Here is a 20,746-nt window from a genome sequence, read left to right as displayed (position 1 = left end):
CGATATGTTAGAAAACTAAGCACCTCCGGTCCGCAACCCATCCAGATACGGATCGATCACGCATTTCCCCAACGCCAGCAAATCGAAGTCCTGCGGATCGAACATCCAGTTGCGGATCAATCCATCGATCATGATCCACAACGCGAGCGCCACGCGGGTGGCGTCGACGTGGCGGGCGATCAAGCCCTTGTCGGCGGCCAGGCGGATGCGGCGTTCGGCGCGGGTCATCCAGTTGGCCATATTGTCCTTGCGGCGCTGGCGCACGGCGTCCATCTCGCCCACGAATTCCACCTTCAGCGTCGCGATCTCGAACACGCGGCGCGCGCCCGGGTCGTTGACGGTCCGGTCCAGCACGGCCAGCATGTGGTTGCGCAGGTCGACGAGCGGGTCGTCCGACTCGGCCTGGTCCAGCACCTGCATCTCCGCTTCGAGCGGCAGGATGGCGCGTTCCATCATCGCGTTGAACAACGCGCCCTTGTCGTCAAAATGCCAATAAATTGCTCCGCGCGTCACACCGGCTGCAGTTGCGATATGCTGCAACGTTGTACGCGAAACACCTTGTTCCACGAACAATTTTTCCGCAGCATCCAAGATGCTGTCACGGGTCGCGGCCGCCTCTTCCTTGGTTTTGCGGGCCATCCGTCATACTCTCCGTTTTTATAGGTAAGAAACATTAAACATACACTCGTGATAGTATCTCGGGGTTTTCCCAAAAGCCAGCGATAAACCCGAAGCCGTGCAAGAGGAAGCGACGAGCCGCCTGCCCCGTGTTGCATTTTTTTAAACTGCGCAGGCCGATCGGGCTCCTAAGAAACGTGCCGCGGATCGGTTTTGTCCTTTTTTCCACAAGAAGGAAGCATTGAATGCGCTCTGCCCACTCCTCTTCTCTGACTCTCTCCAGGATCGCCGCATGTACCCTGGTCGCCGTGGCCGTCCTGTCGGGCTGCGGCTCCAAGGATAACGCCAAGGCCGGTCCCGGCCCCGCCGGCGCCAAGATGCCGCCGCCGCAGGTCGGCGTCATCACCACCAGGATCCAGCCGGTCGCGCTCGAGACCGAGTTGCCGGCCCGCGTCGAGGCGATCCGCACCGCCGAGGTGCGCGCCCGCGTCAACGGCGTCGTGCTCAAGCGGCTGTTCACCGAGGGCAGCATGGTCAAGCAGGGCCAATCGCTGTTCCAGATCGATCCCGAGCCCTACCAGGCCCAGTTGAACGCCGCCCAGGCCGCGCTCGGCCGCGCCCAGGCCAACCTGACGTCGACCGCCGCCACCGTCGAGCGCTACAAGCCCCTCGTCGAGGCGCAGGCCGTCAGCAAGCAGGAGTTCACGAACGCCGTCGCCGCCCAGAAGCAGGCCGAGGCGGACGTCAATTCGGCCAAGGCCCAGGTCCGCATCGCCAAGATCAATTACGACTACGCGCACGTCTATGCGCCGATCTCGGGCCGCATCGGCCGCGCGCTCGTGACGGAAGGCGCGCTCGTCTCCGCGGCGGAAGCCACGCAAATGGCGCTGATCCAGCAGACCGACAAGGTCTACCTGAACATCACCCAGTCGGCCGCCGAACTGCAGCGCCTGCGCAAGGACGCCGGCCACAAGGGCTTCGGGGCCAGCGTGCCCGTGACCGTCGTGCTGGACGACGGCACCGTGCTGCCGCAAAAAGGCAAGCTGCTGTTCTCGGACATCACCGTCGACCCGACCAGCGGCCAGGTCACCCTGCGCGCCGAGACCCCGAATCCGGACAACGCCCTGCTGCCGGGCGAGTACGTGCGCGTGCGCCTGGCGCAGGCCGAGTTGCCGGCGGGCATCCTGCTGCCGCAACAGGCCGTCACCCGCGGCGGCCCGAACGGCGATACCGTGATGGTGATCGGCCCGGACAACAAGCCGACCCCGCGCACCGTCAAGATCGGTTCGCAGAACGGCGACAACTGGGTCGTCACGGATGGCCTGAAGGAAGGCGAGAAGGTGATGGTGGACGGCTTCCAGAAGCTGCAGATGCTGCCGCCGGGCACGCCGGTACAGCCGGTGCCGTGGACGCCGGTCGGTGCCCCCGCGGCCCCGGCCACGGCCGGCGCGCCCGCCGCCCAGCCGAATGCGGCCGGCGCCCAAGCCGCCGCCGCCGCGCCCGCCGAGCGCACGCCGAAAGCCGGTTCGCCGGTCGCCGGCGCCGCCGCGGGAACCGGCAACACCCGCCAGTGAAAAGGCAAGGCTAGATAAACAGGAACAACAATGGCACGTTTTTTTATTGACCGCCCCATTTTCGCCTGGGTGATCGCGCTGTTCATCATGGTACTTGGCGGCGTGGCCATCAAGCAGTTGCCGATCGCGCAATATCCGACCGTGGCGCCGCCGTCGATCGTCGTCAGCGTCGCCTACCCGGGCGCTTCCGCGCAAACGCTGGAAGAATCCGTCATTTCCGTCATCGAGCGCGAGATGAACGGTGCCGAGGGCATGATCTACATGGAGTCGACCGCCCAGGCCAACGGCACCGGCTCCATCACGATCAGCTTCGAAACCGGCACCAATCCGAACCTGGCCCAGGTCGACGTCCAGAACCGCCTGGCGCGCGCCGCCCCGCGCCTGCCGGCCGCGGTGACCCAGCAGGGCGTGCGCGTCGACAAGGCCAGATCGAACTTCCTGCTGTTCACGATCCTGTCGTCGGACGACCCGACGTGGGACACCGTCGCGCTGGGCGACTATGCGTCGCGCAACGTGCTGCCCGAGATCCAGCGGATCAAGGGCGTCGGCCAGGCCCAGCTGTTCGGTACCGAGAAGGCCATGCGGATCTGGATCGATCCGGCCAAGCTGGTCGGCTTCAACCTGTCGCCGGACGACGTCACCACGGCGATCCGCCAGCAGAACGCCCAGGTGGCGTCCGGCACGATCGGCGACCTGCCGGTGGCCAAGGGCCAGCAGATCACGGCGACCGTCGTCGTCACGGGCCAGCTGTCGACCGTCGAGCAGTTCGGCAACATCGTGCTGCGCGCCAATCCGGACGGCTCGGCCGTGCGCCTGAAGGACGTCGCCCGCATCGAGATCGGCGGCCAGGCCTATACCACGTCGACCCGCCTGAACGGCAAGCCGTCGACCGGTATCGGCGTGCAGCTGTCTCCGACCGGCAACGCGCTGGAAACGGCGAAGCTGATCAAGGAACGCATGCAGCAGTTGCAGCGGTACTTCCCGAAAGGCATGAAGTACTCGATTCCTTACGACAGCACGAAATTCATCCAGATCTCGATCAAGCAGGTGGTGGAAACGCTGATCGAGGCCGTGATCCTCGTGTTCATCGTGATGTACGTGTTCCTGCAAAACATCCGCTACACGATCATCCCGACGATCGTCGTGCCGGTGGCCCTGCTGGGTTCCTTCGCGACGCTGCTGGCGATGGGCTTCTCGATCAACGTGCTGACCATGTTCGGCATGGTGCTCGTGATCGGCATCGTCGTCGACGATGCGATCGTGGTGGTGGAGAACGTCGAACGCATCATGTCCGAGGAAGGCCTGCCGCCGCTGCTGGCGACGCGCAAGGCGATGGGCCAGATCTCCGGCGCCATCATCGGCGTGACCGTCGTGCTGATGTCGGTGTTCGTGCCGCTGGCGTTCTTCCAGGGCGCCGTCGGCAACATCTATCGCCAGTTCTCGATCGTGATGGTGTCGTCGATCGGCTTCTCGGCGTTCATGGCGCTGTCGCTCACGCCCGCGCTGTGCGCGCACCTGCTCAAGCCCGTCGAGGCGGGCCACCACATGGAGAAGAAAGGCTTCTTCGGCTGGTTCAACCGCACCTTCACGACGGGCGCCAAGCGCTACGAAGGCATCGTCGCCAAGATCCTCAAGCGCAGCGGCCGCGCGCTGGTCGTGTTCGTCCTGCTGGCCGCCATCGTCGGGCTGATGTTCGCGCGCCTGCCGAACTCGTTCCTGCCGAACGAGGACCAGGGCTACATCATCGCCAACATCCAGCTGCCGCCGGGCGCCACCGCCGAGCGCACCAACGTCGTGCTGCACGCGATGGAAGACTATGTGCTCAAGCAGCCGGAAGTGGCCGACATGGTCGCCGTGACGGGCTTCTCGTTCACGGGCCAGGGCCAGAACATGGGTCTCGCGTTCATCCCGCTGAAGTCCTGGGACCAGCGCAAGGGCAAGGGCCAGAGCGCGCAGGAACTCGCCATGCGCATCACGATGCACATGGGGGCGCTGCGCGACTCGTTCATCTTCGTGGTGAGCCCGCCGCCGATCCCGGAACTGGGCCGCGGCACGGGCTTCTCGTTCCGCCTGCAGGACCGCGGCGGCCTCGGTCACGCCGCCCTGCTCCAGGCGCGCAACCAGTTGCTCGGCATGGCGATGCAGAGCAAGGTATTGACGGGCATCCGTCCGGAAGGCCTGGAAGACGCGCCGCAGCTGAAGCTCAACATCGACCGCGCCAAGGCGCAGGCGCTGGGCGTGACGTTCGGCGCCATCAACACGGCGCTGTCGACGTCGCTCGGTTCCGCCTACGTGAACGACTTCCCGAACGCCGGCCGCCTGCAGCGCGTGATCGTGCAGGCCGACGCGCCGGAGCGCATGCAGCCGGACGACCTCCTGCACATCAACGCGCTGAACACGAAGGGCCAGCCGGTGCCGCTGTCCGCGTTCGCGACGACGCAGTGGATCATGGGTCCGATGCAGACGTCGCGCTATAACGGTTACTCGTCGATGAGCATCACGGGCGACGCCGCGCAAGGCTATTCGACCGGCCAGGCGCTGGACGAGATGCAGCGTCTCGCCGCCAAGCTGCCGGCCGGCTTCGCGTACGAATGGACCGGCCAGTCGCGCGAGGAGATCCTCGCCGGTTCGACCGTGTTCGTGCTGATCGGCTTCGCGCTGCTGGCCGTGTTCCTCGCTCTCGCCGCGCTGTACGAAAGCTGGTCGATCCCGGTCGCCGTGCTGCTCGTGGTGCCGCTGGGCGTGTTCGGCTCGCTGCTGGCGGCGTCGCTGCGCGGGCTTTCCAACGACGTCTACTTCAAGGTCGGCCTGATCACCATCATCGGCCTGGCGGCGAAGAACGCGATCCTGATCGTGGAATTCGCGAAGGACCTGCAGGCGCAGGGCAAGTCGCCGCTCGAGGCGGCGCTGCAGGCGGCGCACCTGCGCTTCCGGCCGATCATCATGACGTCGCTCGCGTTCATCCTCGGCGTGCTGCCGCTGGTGGTCGCGAGCGGCGCCGGCGCCGCGTCGCAGCGCGCCATCGGTACCGGCGTGATGGGCGGCATGCTGTCGGCGACGGCGCTGGGCGTGTTCTTCGTGCCCGTGTTCTTCGTCGTCATCCGCAGCGTGTTCAAGGGCAGCGAGCGCCAGCGCAAGAAGTACGCGCACGAAGAAGAGAACACTGTCATCGACTCGAAAATCTGATGAACACCATGAAACGACTTACCCCTCTGGCGCTCGCCCTCGTGCTGGCCGGCTGCGTGAACCTGGCGCCCAAGTACGAGCGCCCGGCCGCGCCGGTGGCCGGCGCCTTCCCAACCGTGCAAGGCACCGTAGGCAGCGGCAACGCCGTCGCGCCGGAAGCGCCCGCCGCCATCACGTGGCAGCGCTTCTTCACCGACCCGCGCCTGCAGCAGCTGATCTCGCTGGCCCTGGCCAACAACCGCGACCTGCGCGTCGCGGTGCTCAACATCGAGGCGGCGCGCGCGCAATACCAGATCCAGCGGTCGAACCAGTTCCCGGCCGTGAACGCCGGCATCTCGGGCCAGCGCCAGACGACGGGCAAGGACCAGCCGATCAACAGCCTGTACCAGGCCGGCCTGTCCGTGTCCGCGTTCGAGCTGGATTTCTTTTCCCGCGTGCGCAATCTCTCCAACGCCGCGCTGGCGCAATTCCTCGCCACCGAGGAAGCGCGCAAGACGGCGCAGATCAGCCTGATCGCCCAGGTCGCCAACACCTACCTGACGTACCTGGCCGACGAGGAATTGCTGGCCCTCGTGCAGCAGACCCTCAAGACGCGCGAGGAATCGCTGCGCCTGACCCGGCTACGCTTCGACAACGGCGTCTCGTCGAAGCTCGACCTGGAGCAGGCCGTGTCGCTCGTCGAGACGGCGCGCACCACGCTGGCCCAGGCCCAGCGCCAGCGCGCGCAGGACCTGAACCTGCTCACCCTGCTGATCGGCCAGCCGCTCCCGGACACCCTGCCGGCCGGCGCCACGCTCGCGACGACGAATTTGCCGGACCTGCCGGCCGGGATGCCGTCCGACCTGCTGGCCGTGCGTCCGGACATCCGCGCCGCCGAGCAGCAGCTGATCGCGGCCAACGCCAACATCGGCGCGGCGCGCGCGAACTACTTCCCGCGCATCACGCTGACGGGCACGGCGGGCAGCGCCAGCAAGGGGCTGTCCGGCCTGTTCAAGAGCGGCACGTTCGGCTGGACGTTCGCGCCGCAGGCGATCGTGCCGCTGTTCGACTTCGGCCGCACCCGCGCCGGCGTCGAGACCGCCCGTGCCCAGCGCGACATCGCCGTCGCGCAGTACGAGAAATCGATCCAGACGGCGTTCCGCGAGGTGGCGGACGCGCTGGCCGGCCAGGCCACGTACAGCGAGCAACTGCGGGCCCAGCAGGCCGTGGCGGCCGCCGAGACGGAGCGCTTCAACCTGTCCGACCTGCGCTACCGCAACGGCACCGCGAGCTACCTGGACCTGCTGGATGCCCAGCGCTCGCTGTTCACCGCGCAGCAGCTGGCCATCCAGGCCAACCTGCAGCGCCTGCAGAACCAGGTCACGCTGTACCGCGTGCTGGGCGGCGGCTGGAGCGAGCCGGGGCCGGCGACGGCGGCGCGCTGAACCTGTCTTAGCGGAATGATTTCCGCGCACCATTGAGCGCGCTCCCGACCGGGGCCGGCCGCGATTTCGGTATCATGAAATCGCAGGCCGGCCCCGGTTCTTTTATGCATGCACGGGCGGCCCCGGCAGCCGTCGCCGGACGGCGTCCGCCAGGACCGCAACGCGCGCCGAGCCCGGCCTGTCCGGCACGGTCGCCCCATGCGCCGCGCCCCACGCCATGCGACATTTTTTTCGTGCACATTGGAAAGCCATCATCGCCATCGTCCTGCTCGTGCTGCTGGCGACGGTCACCGTGAATCCCCGCGCCGCGATGCCCGAGCCACCGCTGGCCACGCGCCTGCGCGCGCACGTGACGGCGCTCACGGCCGGCACGGCGGATGCGAGCGCGCGCCGGGCGGATGCCGCCGCCTACATCGACGGCGTGCTGCACGCGGCCGGCTACGCCGTGCAGGACCGCGCCGGCGCCGGCAACCGGCACCGTGTCGAAGCGGTCCTGGCCAACGTGGCGCCGGGCACGCACGCGGCGCGCACCTTCATCGTCGGCGCGCGTTATGACGGCACCCTCGGCGACGATCCGGGCGCAGTGGACAGCACCGCGGCCGTGCTGGAACTGGCGCGGCTGCTGGGGGAGGTGCGTCCCAGTCGCGGCACGGCGATCCGTTTCGTGTTCTTCCTGGCGCCCGGCAGCGGCACGGCCGCGGCCGCGGACCCCGGCGATCCGGCGCACATGCTGGCGGACGCGCCGGACGAGCGGTCCGGCAGTTTCATCGCCTACGTCGGCAGCCTCGCCTCGTCGCACGCGGTGCAGGATGCGCTGTCGGCCTTCCAGAGCGTCGCCGGCGTGCCGGCGCACGGGCTGGCGACGCCCGCCTACATGCAGGGCGTGACGCTGCTCGACCGCGCCGCCTGGCGCCATCCCGGCGCCGCCATGCCCGCCCTCGTGCTCACGGACACGTCGTTCACGCGCTTCCCCTACCGCCAGGCGCAGACGCCCACGGCCGACGCCGACGAGCCGCCCGAGCAAGTCGTCTTTGCCGGCATGGCGCGCGTGGTGCGCGGCCTGGCGCACACGCTGACGGCGCTTGCGGCCGGGCGGCACGGGTAACGCTTACTCGGCCGGCGCGAAGTCGCCCACCGTGCCCGCGACGGCGGCGGCGGCCGGCGCGCGCGGATACAGCCAGCCGAAGACGATGGTCGCCGCCGCCGCGCCGGCCAGTTGGGACAATACATAACCCGGCACGTCCGCGAGCCGGATGCCGGCGCAGGTGGCGGTCGCCGCGCGCGCCAGGGTGAGCGCGGGATTCGCGAACGACGACGACGCCGTGAACCAGTAGCCGGCGACGATGAACAGGGCCGCCGCATACGGCGTCGCGGCGGGCCTCGTGCGCGTGCAGGCGATGATCGTGGCCAGCAGGCCGAACGTCGCGACGCCCTCGCTCCACCACAGCGCCGCGCCCGTGCGCGCCTGCGTCGCGGCGGCGAACGCCGGCGCCCCGAACATCCCATGCGCGACGGCCACGCCCGCGAACGCGCCCGCGACCTGCGCCGCCACGTACGGCAGCGCCAACGCGGCCGGCAGGTTGCGTTGCCACGTTTCCGACAGCGTGACGACGGGATTCAAATGCGCGCCCGAGACGGCGCCGAACATCAGGATCAGCACGACGAGACCGCAGCCGGACACGATCGAATTGACGAGCAGAGCGATGGCCGCGTTGCCGCCCGCCAGCCGCTCGCCCATGATGGCGGAACCGACGACGACGGCCAGCAGCAAGGCGGTCCCGAGCCCTTCGGCGGCGAGGCGGCGGGAAAGAGAGAGGGTGTGGTCCGGGCGCTTCATAGATGGGACCATTGTGCGCGAGCGGCCCCCATCCGGGTACCGCCGCCGCGGTATGTTCAGCCGATACGCGGCTTGACGTCCTCCCCTGCCTGAAGGCAGGGGATTCCTGCTGCGCTCAAACCGGCATCGAGCCGGAACGAGTCGCTTCGGTGGGTTCCTGTTGCTGACGGCATTACTGCACCGTTCACTTCACAGGCTAGCCGGGCGTGTCCCGCCCTTAACACATTGATCGCGCCGACCACATCGGCGTTCTCCTCGAAACCGCAATTCACGCACTTGAACCGGGCCTGTGTGCGCCGGTTGTCCGCCGACACGCGGCCACAGCACGGACAGGCGCGGCTCGTGTTCCGTGGCGGTACCGCAATGAGATGGCCGCCGTTCCACGCCAGCTTGTAGTCGAGCTGGCGCCGGAACTCGTACCAGCCCTGGTCGAGGATGGCCTTGTTCAGGCCCGACTTGGCCCTGACGTTCTTACCCGGTGCCTCCGCCGTGCCCTTCGCCGACCTGGACATGTTCCTTACCTGCAAGTCCTCGATGCACACCATCGCGTGTTTTTGGCTGATCGTGGTCGTGGCCTTGTGCAGGAAGTCGCGGCGGGCGTTACCAATGCGAGTATGGATCCGCTGGACGCGGGCTTTTGCCTTCTTCCAGTTGTTGCTGAACTTCGTCTTGCGGCCCAGCGCCTGCTGGGCCTTGCGCAACCAGTCCTCGTGGCGCCGGAAGCTGGCCAGCGGCGCGATGAACGAACCGTCGGACAAGGTGGCGAAGCGGGCGATGCCCAAGTCGATGCCGACCGCGCCACCGTGCGGGATCGGCTGCTCGACCTCGCGCTCGGCCTGGATCGACACGAACCACTTGCCGCCGCTGGCCGACACCGTGACATTTTTTACGGTGCCCAGCACCTGGCGGCTGTCGCGGAAGCGCAGCCAGCCGAGCTTGGGCAGGAAGATCCTGCCGTTCACGCGATCGAGCTTGACCTGCTTCGGGTCGGGATAGCGGAAACTGTCCGCCCGGCCCTTCTTCTTGAAACACGGGAAGCTCGCGCGTCCGGCGAAGAAATTCGTGTAGGCCCGCTCCAGGTCCTTCAGCGCCTGCTGCAGCGGATGGGTCGGCGCGTCGGCCAGCCACGGCGTCTCGCTACTGTGGCGCCATGAGGTGAGTAGCCTGCACAGTCCGGCGTAGCCGAGCTTCTTCTCGCCGTGCTCGTGGCGTTCCTTCTGCAACGCCAGCGCCTGGTTAAACACGAAGCGGCACGCACCGGCGAAGCGGCACATGTCGCGCTGCTGTGCGCCGGTCGACATCAGTTCGTACTTGAAAGCTTGGAGGCGTCGCATACTGGACAAATATACAGCGCTGATATTGGCAGGGCAAGGACGGTTGCGCCGTCCGCGCTATCCTTCCCCGGCCTGAAGGTCGGGGCTTGTCGCGCACCGGGTCAGACGGCCTGCTCGATGAGGACGGGAATCATGTCGAGCAGGTCGGCCATCGACACGGGTTTCGACAGGAAGCGCACGCCCCTGGGCATCGTGCCGGCCTCGATGGGATTGCCGGAGATGACGAGCGCCGGCAGGTGCGGCTGCAGGCGGCGCAGGGCGTGGATCACCTCGACGCCGTTCATGCCGGGCATGCGGAAATCCGTGATGAGCAGGTCGAACGGACCGGCTTCCTCGCCGGCCCGGACGGCGTCGAACCCGTTGTCGGCGACGGCAACGCGATAGCCGGCCATGCTCAGATAGCGCTCGAACACGTACAGGATCGCTTCTTCGTCATCCACGACCAGGATGCGCGGTGTTGCGGGGACAGGCATCGACCAGCTTGCCTTTCATTGAAACTTATGCAAGAAAACCACTTTAACACATGGTTCCCAGGATACCCGACACGTTTCGTTACGCTATCCCGGTCGTGCTGCGGCCACCCGTTATTTGGGACGGTACATGGCGCAGAGCTTGTTGCCGTCCGGATCGCGCACATAGGCCAGGTACAGCGGCCCCAGGCTGCTTGTCGGGCGCAAGCCCGGCGGCGCCTCGATCGACTTGCCGCCGTGGGCGACGGCCGTGTCGTGGAATGCCTGGACCTGCTCGGGCGAATTGCATTTGAAGCCGATCGTGCCGCCATTCGCGTACGTGGCTGGTTCCCCGTCGATCGGTTGCGTGACGCCGAAGGCGCAGCCGTCGTGCCGGTAGAACAGGCGCATATGGCCGCTCGGGGACTTGTTGGAGACCGGTTCGCCGGCGCCGAGGACGCCCAGCACGGCGTCATAGAAACGCCGGGCGCGTTCCAGGTCGTTCGAACCGATCATGATGTGACTGAACATGCTCTTCCTTTCGTCAAAATGGATACCTCGGTCAATCCAGGAGCGGGACGTCCGGCAGGTTGGCCAGCACCTGGTCCCACGTATCGTAGCATTCGAGCACATCGACGACGACGGGCAGCGGCTCGGCCCAGACCTCCGGCAGCAGGCGCTCTTCACGCGCGCGGGTCGCGAACGCCAGCCGTTCGAGCGGCGGCTCGAAGCGGGCATCGACGCCGGACTTGTTGCCCCGCGCGTCGATGCGATACCAGCCGACGTCCCGCAGGTACACGGCGTTCAACCCGTGCAGGCAGTACGGCGCCCCGCTATCGCCGACGGACAGGCGCTGGTAGCACAAGCCGGCCGGGATGCCGTTCGCCCTGAGCAGCGCAGCCAGCAGATGGCTCTTCGCATAGCAGTAGCCGGTCTTGTGGCGCAGCACGTCGGACGCCTTGCACGTCACCGGGTTCAGCTGGTAATCCACGCTGTGGCGGATTGCGTCGCGCACGAATTCGAAGCAGGCGCGCGCGACGTCCAGTTCCGACGCTGCGCCTTCGGCCAGCCGGCGCGCGACGGCCTGCACCTCGGGCGTGTCGAAGTCGATGTAGGTGCTGGGGGATAGATAGCGTTGCATGGATTCACCCTTCGGCCAGGAACATCTCCTGCAGGTCGTTGAGGAAGCGCTGGCCCAGCTCCGTGGGCCGGATGACGCGGAAGTCGCGGTAGACGAGGCCCTTCGCTTCGGCCGCGTTCAACGCTTGTTCGATCGCATTGATCGGCATGCCGGTGCGCTCGCCGAACAGGTTGGGGTCGAACCCTTCCGTCAGGCGCAGCGCGTTCAGCATGAATTCGAAGCCCATGTCGGCGCGGCCAATCTCGTGTTCCTCGGCCACGGCATTGCCCTTGGCCGCCGCTTCCATGAACGACGCCGGCTGCTTGTAGCGGGCCTGGCGCAGCACGCGGTGCGGAAACGACAACTTGGAATGCGCGCCCGCGCCGATGCCGAGGTAATCGCCGAAGCGCCAGTAGTTCAGGTTGTGGCGCGCGCGGTGGCCCGGCCGCGCATAGGCCGACACCTCGTAGTGGTCGTAGCCGGCGGCGGCCGTGCGCGCGGCGATCATGTCCTGGATGTCGGCGCTCTCGTCGTCGCCCGGCAGCTCGGGCGGGTATTTCGCGAACACCGTGTTCGGTTCCATCGTCAGGTGGTACAGCGACAGGTGCGGCGGCGCGAATCCCAGCGCCATGTCGACGTCGGCCGTGGCCTCGGCCAGGGTCTGCCCCGGCAGCGCGTACATCAGGTCGAGATTGAAATTGTCGAAATTGGCATGGGCGATTTCCACCGCCTTGATCGCCTCGTTCGCATCGTGGATGCGGCCCAGCGCCTGCAAATGCCGGCCGTTGAAACTCTGGATGCCGATCGACAGGCGGTTGATGCCGCTGGCGCGGAACGCCTTGAACTTGTCCGCCTCGAACGTGCCGGGATTCGCTTCCATCGTGATCTCGGCGTCGAGGTCGAGCGGCAGCAAGGTGCGGATGTCCGACATCAACCGGTCCAGCCCCGCCGCCGACATCAGGCTGGGCGTGCCGCCGCCGATGAACACCGTCTGGATCTTGCGGCCCCAGATCAGCGGCAGCGATTGTTCCAGGTCGGCGCGCAACGCGTCCAGGTAAGCCTGTTCCGGAACCGGTTCCTTCGATTCGTGCGAATTGAAGTCGCAGTACGGGCATTTGCGCACGCACCACGGCCAGTGGACGTACAGCGACAGCGGCGGCAGCGCCGCCAGGTTCAGCGCGCCCGGCTGCAGGTATTGGAGCGCGGCCTGCGCCGGCGAACGCGGCGCGCTGTCCGGCGTGACGGGCTTAATGGGAATCATGCCAGCTTCCCGAGCTTGTCGACGAGCGCGCGCAGCGCCTGGCCGCGGTGCGAAACGGCGTTCTTTTCCTGCGGCGCCAGCTCGGCGGCCGTCTTGCCGAAGTCCGGCAGCAGGAAGTGCGGGTCGTAGCCGAAGCCGCCCGCGCCGCGCGGCGTGTCGACGATGTGCCCGCGCCAGACGCCATCCGCGATCACGGGTTGCGGGTCGTCCGCATGGCGCACGTACACGAGCACGCAGTAGTAATACGCCGATTTGTCGGCGTGGGCTGCGAGGTCGGCGATCAGTTTTTCGTTGTTGCGCGCGTCCGATTTCGGTTCGCCCGCATAGCGCGCCGAATACACGCCGGGCGCGCCACCGAGGGCGTTCACGCACACGCCGGAATCGTCGGCGAGGGCCGGCAGGCCGGTCAGGCGGGCCGCGTGGCGGGCCTTCTGCAGGGCGTTCTCGACGAAGGTGCCGAACGGTTCGTCCGCTTCGGGGACGTTGAACTCGCGCTGCGGATGCAGCTCGAAGCCGATCGGGCCGAGTAATTGTGCGAATTCCTTGAGCTTGCCCGCGTTATTGGAAGCAAGGATGAGGCGTTGGGTCATTGCGGTCTCGGTCTGGACGAAGAACTGCGTATTTTACCGCCCATCCCGCCCCGCGCGCAGGCGGGCCACGATCAGGACGGCGGCCAGCAGGCAGAATCCCGCCCCGGCGTAAAACGTGGCCTCAGCCCCGATGCGCGCCCACAGCAGGCCGGCGATGACGCTGGCCACCAGCATCGCGCCGCCCGCTACGAGGTTGAACAGGCCGAACGCCGTCCCTTTCAGGTCGGCCGGCGCCGCCTGCGCCACCATCGCGGCCAGCAGGCCTTGCGTCATCCCCAAGTGCAGGCCCCACAGACCGACCCCGAGCAGGACGACCGGCCACCGGCCGCTCTGCGCCAGCACCAGGTCGGCCAGCACGAGGACGGCCAGTCCGACGAGGAGCAGCCGCAGATGGCTCATGGCGTCGGCCAGCTTCCCGAACGGATAGGCGGACAGCATGTAGACCGCGTTCATGGCAACCATCACGAGCGGCACGAGGGCCGGCCGCATGCCGCCCTGCATGGCGCGCAGCACGAGGAAGGCCTCGCTGAACCGCGCCAGGGTGAACACGGCGCCGATCGCGACGACCCACCGGTACGCGCCGGACAGCCGGCGCAGGCTCGCCCGGGCGAGCGGATTGACGCGCGCCGGCGCGGCCGCGTGCTCCGGCTCGCGCACGCCCAGCGCCAGCAGCAGGACGGCCAGCGCGCCCGGCACGAGGGCGATCCAGAAGATGCGCCGGTAATCGTTCGCCCACAGGAGCATCAGGCCGGCGGCAAGCAGCGGACCGGCAAACGCGCCGACCGTGTCGAGGGACTGGCGCAGGCCGAACGCGGCGCCGCGCACGTGCGCCGGCGCGAGGTCCGCCACCAGCGCATCCCTGGGCGCGCCGCGGATGCCCTTGCCGATGCGGTCGGCGAAGCGGGCCGCGAGGACGACCTGCGCCGACCCGGCGATGGCGAAGAACGGCTTGCTGGCGGCGCCGAGCGCATACCCCGCGACCGCCAGCCATTTCCTGTTGCCGAGATAATCACTGAGGCTGCCCGAGAATACCTTGACGACGAGCGCCGTCGCTTCGGCGACGCCTTCGATCAACCCGATCGTCGTCACGCTGGCCCCGAGGCCGGCGACGAGGAACATCGGCAGCAGGCTGTGGACGATTTCGGACGAGACATCCATCAGCAGGCTGACGAAGCCGAGTATCCAGATCGCGCGCGGGATGCGGTGCAGCGTGGCGAAGCGTTGGTCTGTCATGGCGAGGGGCCGGCCGGCAAAGGCTGGCGATAGGTGAATGTGAGCCCGCCGTTGCGGCCGGGCCGGCCGGTCTCGAGGGCGACCGTGCCGCCCAGGCGCGACGCCGCGCTGCGGACGATGGCCAGTCCCAGGCCGCTGCCGGGCTGGCCGGAACCGGGCACGCGGTAGAACGGATCGAACACCCGCGCGAGATGGTCGCCGCCGATGCCGGGCCCCGTGTCGTCAACTTCGAGCACGGCGTCGGCGCCGTCGCGGTACAGGCGCACGTCGACCCGGCCGCCGGCCGGGGTGTACACGACCGCGTTCTCGATCGCGTTGCGCGCCAGCGCGAGAAAGTCGTGCACGCTGCCGCGCAGCACCACGGGTTCGCCGCGCGCCAGTCCCAGGTCGACCTGCTTGGCATCCGCGATGGGGAAGACCTCGCCCATCGCCTCCACGACAACCTTCATGCCGTCGACCAGGTCGCGCGGGCGCACGGCCTGCGCCTGGATGCGCGCGAGGGACAGCAGTTGCTCGACCAGGGCGCGCATCCGTTCGAGGCTCGCACCCAGCGGCGCAAGCGCAGGCTGCACGGCGTCGGGCCCGGCCGCGTTTTCCAGGTGCAGCGTCATGGCCGTGATGGGCGACTTGAGCTCGTGGGCCGCGGCGGCGATGAACTGGCGGTGCTTCGCCAGCACGAGCTGCATGCGCTCCAGCAGGCGATTGGTCGCGGCGACGAACGGCACGATCTCCGCGGGCACGGCCGCCAGCGCGAGCGGAGCGAAATCGTCGTCGCCTTTTTCGTCCACCTGGTCGGCCACTTCCCTGACCTTCTTCAGCAGCACCCGGATCAGGATGGCCGTCAGCACGATCAGGATGGGGATCACGACGAGGAACGGGACGAGCGTGCGCAGCGCGCTGTCGCGGGCGATCTCGTCCCGTGCCGACGTGCGCTGGGCCACGGCCAGGCCGTGCCCGGCGTCGACGGTCCGCGCGTACAGGCGCCACGATTCGCCGCGCGACTCGACCGTGTGCAGGCCGTCGGCAAGGCGGGCCGGCAGCGCCAGCGCCAGATCCGGTGTGCGCACCCGGGTCCCGCCGGCATAGGTGCGGATGACCCAGATGCGCATTTCCGGCTCGTCGTCGGCCGACAGCCGGTTCGCCGACGACACGATGTCGTCGCCCCGCAGCGAGACCAGCCGGGCGATTTCGCGCAATTCGTCGTCCTGCAGGTCGCGCGCCTCGTCGAACGCGAACCAGAACGACGCCAGGGCGCCGACGATCCCGACCAGCAGGATCGCGCCGCAGATCGATGCCGACAACATCCAGCGCAGGGAACGGGGGCGCATCACGCCGCCTTGGGAATCATCCATCCGACGCCCCTCACGTTCTTGATGATCGCGCTGTCGAGTTTCTTGCGCAGGCTGTGGATGAGGAATTCGATCGCATTGCTTTCCACCTCGTCGTGCCAGCCGTAGATCCGCTGCTCCAGCTCGGCGCGCGACAAGATCGTGCCGGGCCGGCGCAGGAATTCGTGCAGCACGGCGAATTCGCGCGCCGACAGCCGGCGCGGCTCGCCGCGAAAGACCACCTCGTGGCTCGACGGGTCCAGCGACAGGTCGCCGTTGCGCAGGACCGGCTGCACGTCCGCGCCCTGGCGGCGCACGAGCGCGCGCAGGCGCGCCAGCAGTTCGCCGACGTGGAACGGCTTGACGAGATAGTCGTCGGCGCCGGCGTCGAGCCCGTGGATGCGCTCGTCGACGGCGGCGCGGGCCGTCATCACCAGCACGGGCACCTTGTTGCGGCGGTCGCGCAGGCGGCGCAGCACGTCCAGCCCGTCCAGCCCGGGCAGGCCCAGGTCGAGCAGGACCAGCGCGTATTGCTCCACCGTGGCCGCCGTCAGCGCCGCCTGTCCGTCCGTCACGCGGTCGACCGTGTACCCGCCGCCGCGCAACGCCTGCGCCACCGCGCTGCCGATCGATTCGTCGTCTTCCACCAACAATACCCGCATGTTTCCTCTCTTCGGACGGAGCCCGTGCCAAGAACCTATCTCGGTAGGCGCGAACTCGTAGGGTGGGCGGCCCCCGCCCACCAAACGTATGCGCCGCAGGAACGCATGGTGGGCACAGGGTGCCAGCCCTTTAAAGGTCCCGATGAGAGCCCCCTTCCTTTAAGACGCGCGCCGTCGATACATGTCGGCGCGCGTCTGCGGGCGTAAGGGTGCTTTTCTTTTTCGGAGGTTTGGGACCACGAGGGCTCTTGCGCAGCGCTTTGGGCTTTGCATGAACTGCGATTTCCAACAGGAGGTGACTCAACTGAGGCGCGGCCATGGCGTCAAATTTCTTCCACGAGCCGAGGGATGTCGCCATCATCATGCCTTCGTAGTTGGCTCTGACTTCGACAGCGACATAAAACGGCGATAGTTCGATGTCGCTGTCACGCAGCCCGTGTGCCGCCCAGACGGCCGTCTGCAGGACGGTCAAGACGTTGTAGGCCAGTACCGCGACTCCGAAGGCTAGTAAAGCTGCGCGGGGATGGGCGAGAGTTCTTACTTCGCTGTTCAAGACAGATTCAAGCCTCTGGAACATCGACTCGATCTTCCAGCGACGGCGATATAGGCGCGCTATCTCCCCTGCTGTGAAACGCTGTCCAGGAAGATTCGCCAGGATACGAATGACCGTTTCTCCACCCTGGGTCGGCTCTTTCAAATGCAGTTCAATGCGCCTTAGCGTCACTGTATTTCCTGCTTCGTCAGAGAACTCCACAGCTTGTTCATACACGTCGCCTGTTTCGACGCGCTCCTGGTAAGACGCCTCTTCGAGAACACGGGGATTGGGCGTGCAGGTATGCTCACGCACGATGAAACCACAACCACGGCGCTCCCATTCGCCCAGGATGGCTCGTGTGCTGAAAGCGCTGTCGGCGATCCATAACTCACATGGCGTCGCCCGCTCCAGCAATGACGACATCACGGCCCGCTCCTGTTTATAAGCGTCTTCGCATGGCTCCAGATCCACTACCATTTCCAAGTCCGGATCGTAGACAACCAGCGAGTGGCCCGGCAGCGGAGCGCCGCTGAAACCGCGCAAAGGCTTGAGCCGCTTCTCGCTCGCCGGTAAATGATTGCCATCCACGATCCGTAGTCGGTAACCCGGCACCATGGGTGCTTCGTCTTTAATCATCGGCGCCAGCACATCGCTCAGACGTGCCGCGCTACCGGTTACCAGTGCTCGTACCAGATTCGGTTCGGTATGCTTGATCTTGTCATACAGCGCCTGAACCGATACCGGTAAGTCCGGACAGTCCCGGGCGGCTGCATGAACCGACGGGCGTAGCCCGACCGCAACCACCGACATCAGTTCCACTGTCTTCGAAAACAACAGCTCTCTTTGATACTGCGCACCACCTTCGCGTTCGAATAGCTCATCGACCCACGCCGGATCCAGTGCGCGTTGCAGCGCCAGTCGCGCCATCACCGTCACGGGACTTTTCTCCGCGCAACGCGCTATCACCGCATTCATCACCATGGCACATTCCTCCTGTGCCACTTAGATGCGATTTATGCCCAATTGTGCCGTGTCCGTGCAGTCACTCTACGGAGCACCTTTAAAGGGCTGGCACAGGGTGCCCACCCTACCGAGATAGGTGCTAAGCATTTGCTAAGTCTGGTGCATTAACGTTCCGGCATCATAAACTTTGCGCGTCACATGCTGCACAAAATTCCGCACCGGTCCGGCGCCGTCGGGCTCGTCCTCTGCCTGTCGCTGGGCGCCTGCGCGACCCGGCACTACGATCCGCAACCCTTGGACGCGGCGTCCGGCGCGCGCGCGCTGGCGGCGCGGTCGCTCGATTCGGCCGAGCTGAAACGGGCCATCGAGGCCAAGTACCAGGCCAAGTACCAGGGCAAGACGCCGCCCGCATGGCCGCCCCGGGCATGGACGCTCGATCTGCTGACCCTCGCGGCCTTCCATTTCAATCCCGACCTCGAGGCGGCGCGGGCCCGGCTGGCCGCCGCGCAAGCCGCGGTGACGACGGCCGGCCAGCGCCCGAATCCGACGCTGCAACTGCCCCTGCAGCGCGCGCTCAACCCCAGGGACGGCGAGTCGCCCTGGACCTTGGGACTGGCCCTCGACATTCCCATCGAAACGCACGGCAAGCGCGACGCGCGCATCGCGGCCGCGACGCACCGGGCAGCCGCGGCGCGCCTGCAGGTGGGCGACACGGCATGGAACGTGCGCAGCCGGTTGCGGGAACAGTTGCTGGTCGTGTCGCACATGACCGAAACGATCCGCCTGCTCCAGCGGCAGGCGGACCTCGACCGGTCGCTCGCCGCGCTGCTGGAAGCGCGGCTGAAGGCAGGCGACGCATCGGCCCGGGACCTGAACCGGCAGCGCCTCGCGGCCATCCGATCGGACGAGCAACTGCTCGCCGCCCGCCAGGCGCTGGGCGCCGCCCGCATCCAGGCCGCCACCCTGCTCGGCCTGAAGCCGGACGCCCTGGACGGCGTCGCGCTGGACCTGTCCGCATTCGACCGGCCGGATCCGCCGCTGCCCGTGCCCGACCTGCGCACGCGGGCCTTGCGCAACCGGGCCGACGTGCTGGCCGCCCTGGAATCCTACGAGGCCAGCCAGGCGGCGCTGCAACTCGAAGTCGCCCGGCAGTACCCGGACGTGCACCTCGGCCCGGGCTATACCTTCGACCAGGGCGTGCGCAAACCCGGCTTCGAGTTTGCCGGCATCGAGCTGCCCCTCTTCAACCGCAACGAAGGCCCGATCGCGGAAGCGCTCGCGCGCCGGCAGGAGGCCGCGGCCAACGTCAGGCGCCTGCAGGCGAAGGCCTGGTCCGAACTCGACGCGGGCCTGATGGCCTATCGCCTCGCGCGCGACGGGTTGCGGCAGGCCGACCGCCGACTCGCCGTGCAGCACGCGCAGCTGGCGGCGACGCAGCGCGCCTTCGAACTGGGCGAGGACGACCGCGTGGCCCTCGAACTCGAACGGAAAACGGAACTCGCCGCCCGCCTGGCCGCGCTCGACGCCTCGACCCAGGTGCAGCAGGCCGTGGGCCGCATCGAAGACGCCGTCCAGCGGCCGCTCACCGTCACCGACTTGCCATGAAAATCGTAAAACACCTCTTCCTCGCGGCGCCCGCGCTGCTGGCCCTCGCCCTGCTGGCCGCGCACCTGGCCAGCAAGAACGAACAATCGGACGAAGCCGAACGCGAAGCGCCCATCCACAAGGCGTTCGCGATCGCGGTGAACGACGGCGTGACGACGCTCACCGTGGACAACGCCGCGCAGGTGCGCAGCGGCATCCAGGTAAAAGTGCTGACGGCGACGCAGGCGGCCGCCGGCCCGGCCGTCTACGGCACGGTGATCGACGTGCAGCCGTTGCTCGACCTGTCCAGCCGCTACGCGGCCGGCGGTGCGGAGCTGCGGGCGGCGCAGGCGGAACTCGGCCGGCGCGACGCGGAACGCCGGCGGATCCAGGCGCTGTACGACGACGGCCGCAACGCCTCGCGCAAGGCGCTCGACGCGGCCGGTGCCGACGCCGAAGCGGCGCGGGCCAGGGCCGCCGCCGCGCGCATCGCCGTGGACGCGAGTGCCGCCGCGTTGCGCCAGCAATTCGGGCCGGCGCTGGCGTCGTGGGCCATGGCCCCGTCATCGCCGGAGATGCGCGCGCTGGCGGCGCGCCGCGAAGTCCTCGTGCACGTCGTGTCCATGGCGGCGGACGGGGCGGCGCCGCGGTCGCTGGCCTTGTCCGGCGACGCGCAACACCCCGTGGACGCGCGCCTCGTGTCGGCGTCGCCGCGGACGGATCCCGGCATCCAGGGCCAGGCCTGGTTCTACCGGACCGGCGCGCCGCTGGCCGTCGGCACGCGCGTGACCGGGCGCTTCGCCGCGCCGGCGCAGGCGGCGCTACGCATCCCGGCCGACGCCGTCGTCTGGTACGGCGGCCAGCCGTGGGCGTACGTGCGGACGGACGGCACGACGTTCGAACGGCGGCGCATCGCGCCGGACCTGCCCGTCGACGGCGGCTTCATCGTGTCCGGCGGTTTCGCGCCCGGGGAAGCGGTCGTCGTCCAGGGCGCCCAGCTGCTGCTGTCGGAAGAAAGCCGCGCTTTGCTGCGCGACGACTGACCGCC

At 67.8% G+C, this 20,746-nt stretch carries 18 protein-coding genes; 6 read left to right on the top strand and 12 right to left on the bottom strand.

Annotated elements, in window-relative coordinates; all coding sequences use genetic code 11:
• Positions 1-15: 15 nt before the first annotated feature.
• On the bottom strand, positions 16-639 hold the full coding sequence (locus ISF28_RS08215; RefSeq protein WP_198116680.1) for a TetR family transcriptional regulator: 624 nt from the start codon (positions 637-639) through the stop codon (positions 16-18).
• A 224-nt stretch (positions 640-863) separates the two neighbouring features.
• Between ISF28_RS08215 and ISF28_RS08210 the strand changes: the two genes are divergently transcribed.
• From ISF28_RS08210 to ISF28_RS08195, 4 genes are all read left to right on the top strand, one after another.
• A complete protein-coding gene (locus ISF28_RS08210; protein WP_198116679.1) occupies positions 864-2,192 on the top strand; it encodes an efflux RND transporter periplasmic adaptor subunit in 1,329 nt (442 codons plus the stop codon).
• A 30-nt stretch (positions 2,193-2,222) separates the two neighbouring features.
• Complete coding sequence (locus ISF28_RS08205) at positions 2,223-5,378, top strand: efflux RND transporter permease subunit (RefSeq protein WP_198116678.1); 3,156 nt, start codon at positions 2,223-2,225, stop codon at positions 5,376-5,378.
• An 8-nt stretch (positions 5,379-5,386) separates the two neighbouring features.
• Positions 5,387-6,802: an efflux transporter outer membrane subunit gene (locus tag ISF28_RS08200; protein WP_198116677.1), complete on the top strand. Its 1,416-nt coding sequence runs from the start codon at positions 5,387-5,389 to the stop codon at positions 6,800-6,802.
• A 217-nt stretch (positions 6,803-7,019) separates the two neighbouring features.
• Entirely contained in the window at positions 7,020-7,907 is an 888-nt protein-coding gene (locus ISF28_RS08195; RefSeq protein ID WP_198116676.1) for a zinc-binding metallopeptidase family protein, read from the top strand.
• A 3-nt stretch (positions 7,908-7,910) separates the two neighbouring features.
• On the opposite strand, the gene ISF28_RS08190 is transcribed toward ISF28_RS08195, so the two are convergent.
• The 11 genes from ISF28_RS08190 to ISF28_RS08140 all read right to left on the bottom strand — a co-directional run bounded on the left by ISF28_RS08190 (position 7,911) and on the right by ISF28_RS08140 (position 18,078).
• On the bottom strand, positions 7,911-8,639 hold the full coding sequence (locus ISF28_RS08190) for an aquaporin (RefSeq protein WP_198116675.1): 729 nt from the start codon (positions 8,637-8,639) through the stop codon (positions 7,911-7,913).
• Between the two features lie 56 nt (positions 8,640-8,695).
• Complete coding sequence (locus ISF28_RS08185; protein ID WP_229518951.1) at positions 8,696-9,973, bottom strand: RNA-guided endonuclease InsQ/TnpB family protein; 1,278 nt, start codon at positions 9,971-9,973, stop codon at positions 8,696-8,698.
• 101 nt (positions 9,974-10,074) lie between these two features.
• A complete protein-coding gene (locus ISF28_RS08180) occupies positions 10,075-10,446 on the bottom strand; it encodes a response regulator (protein WP_198116674.1) in 372 nt (123 codons plus the stop codon).
• Positions 10,447-10,557: 111 nt separating this feature from the next.
• The gene (locus tag ISF28_RS08175) at positions 10,558-10,953 is read right to left on the bottom strand and encodes a VOC family protein (protein ID WP_198116673.1); all 396 of its coding nucleotides are present in this window, start codon (positions 10,951-10,953) and stop codon (positions 10,558-10,560) included.
• Positions 10,954-10,984: 31 nt separating this feature from the next.
• The gene (locus tag ISF28_RS08170; RefSeq protein ID WP_198116672.1) at positions 10,985-11,563 is read right to left on the bottom strand and encodes a transglutaminase-like domain-containing protein; all 579 of its coding nucleotides are present in this window, start codon (positions 11,561-11,563) and stop codon (positions 10,985-10,987) included.
• Between the two features lie 4 nt (positions 11,564-11,567).
• A complete protein-coding gene (gene hemW, locus ISF28_RS08165; protein ID WP_198116671.1) occupies positions 11,568-12,803 on the bottom strand; it encodes a radical SAM family heme chaperone HemW in 1,236 nt (411 codons plus the stop codon).
• Complete coding sequence (gene rdgB, locus ISF28_RS08160; protein WP_198116670.1) at positions 12,800-13,393, bottom strand: RdgB/HAM1 family non-canonical purine NTP pyrophosphatase; 594 nt, start codon at positions 13,391-13,393, stop codon at positions 12,800-12,802. The genes hemW and rdgB overlap by 4 nt, the downstream gene beginning before the upstream one ends.
• Positions 13,394-13,426: 33 nt before the next feature.
• The gene (locus tag ISF28_RS08155) at positions 13,427-14,626 is read right to left on the bottom strand and encodes an MFS transporter (protein ID WP_198116669.1); all 1,200 of its coding nucleotides are present in this window, start codon (positions 14,624-14,626) and stop codon (positions 13,427-13,429) included.
• Positions 14,623-15,978, bottom strand: a complete 1,356-nt coding sequence (locus tag ISF28_RS08150; protein ID WP_198116668.1) for an ATP-binding protein — start codon at positions 15,976-15,978, stop codon at positions 14,623-14,625. Before ISF28_RS08150 ends, ISF28_RS08155 begins: the two co-directional genes overlap by 4 nt.
• Positions 15,954-16,616 (bottom strand): response regulator, encoded by a 663-nt coding sequence (locus ISF28_RS08145; RefSeq protein ID WP_198116667.1) that lies wholly within the window; start codon positions 16,614-16,616, stop codon positions 15,954-15,956. The genes ISF28_RS08150 and ISF28_RS08145 overlap by 25 nt, the downstream gene beginning before the upstream one ends.
• Positions 16,617-16,746: 130 nt before the next feature.
• Positions 16,747-18,078, bottom strand: a complete 1,332-nt coding sequence (locus ISF28_RS08140; RefSeq protein ID WP_198116978.1) for an IS4 family transposase — start codon at positions 18,076-18,078, stop codon at positions 16,747-16,749.
• 234 nt (positions 18,079-18,312) lie between these two features.
• Between ISF28_RS08140 and ISF28_RS08135 the strand changes: the two genes are divergently transcribed.
• Entirely contained in the window at positions 18,313-19,719 is a 1,407-nt protein-coding gene (locus tag ISF28_RS08135; protein ID WP_198116666.1) for a TolC family protein, read from the top strand.
• Positions 19,716-20,741 carry an efflux RND transporter periplasmic adaptor subunit gene (locus tag ISF28_RS08130; RefSeq protein WP_198116665.1) on the top strand — a complete coding sequence of 342 codons (1,026 nt, stop codon included), beginning with the start codon at positions 19,716-19,718 and terminating at the stop codon, positions 20,739-20,741. The genes ISF28_RS08135 and ISF28_RS08130 overlap by 4 nt, the downstream gene beginning before the upstream one ends.
• Positions 20,742-20,746: the final 5 nt, after the last annotated feature.

Origin of the sequence: Massilia rhizosphaerae (assembly GCF_016093545.1) — a bacterium.
Lineage (GTDB): Bacteria > Pseudomonadota > Gammaproteobacteria > Burkholderiales > Burkholderiaceae_D > Telluria > Telluria rhizosphaerae.
This window is presented reverse-complemented; position numbering and strand designations above follow the sequence as displayed.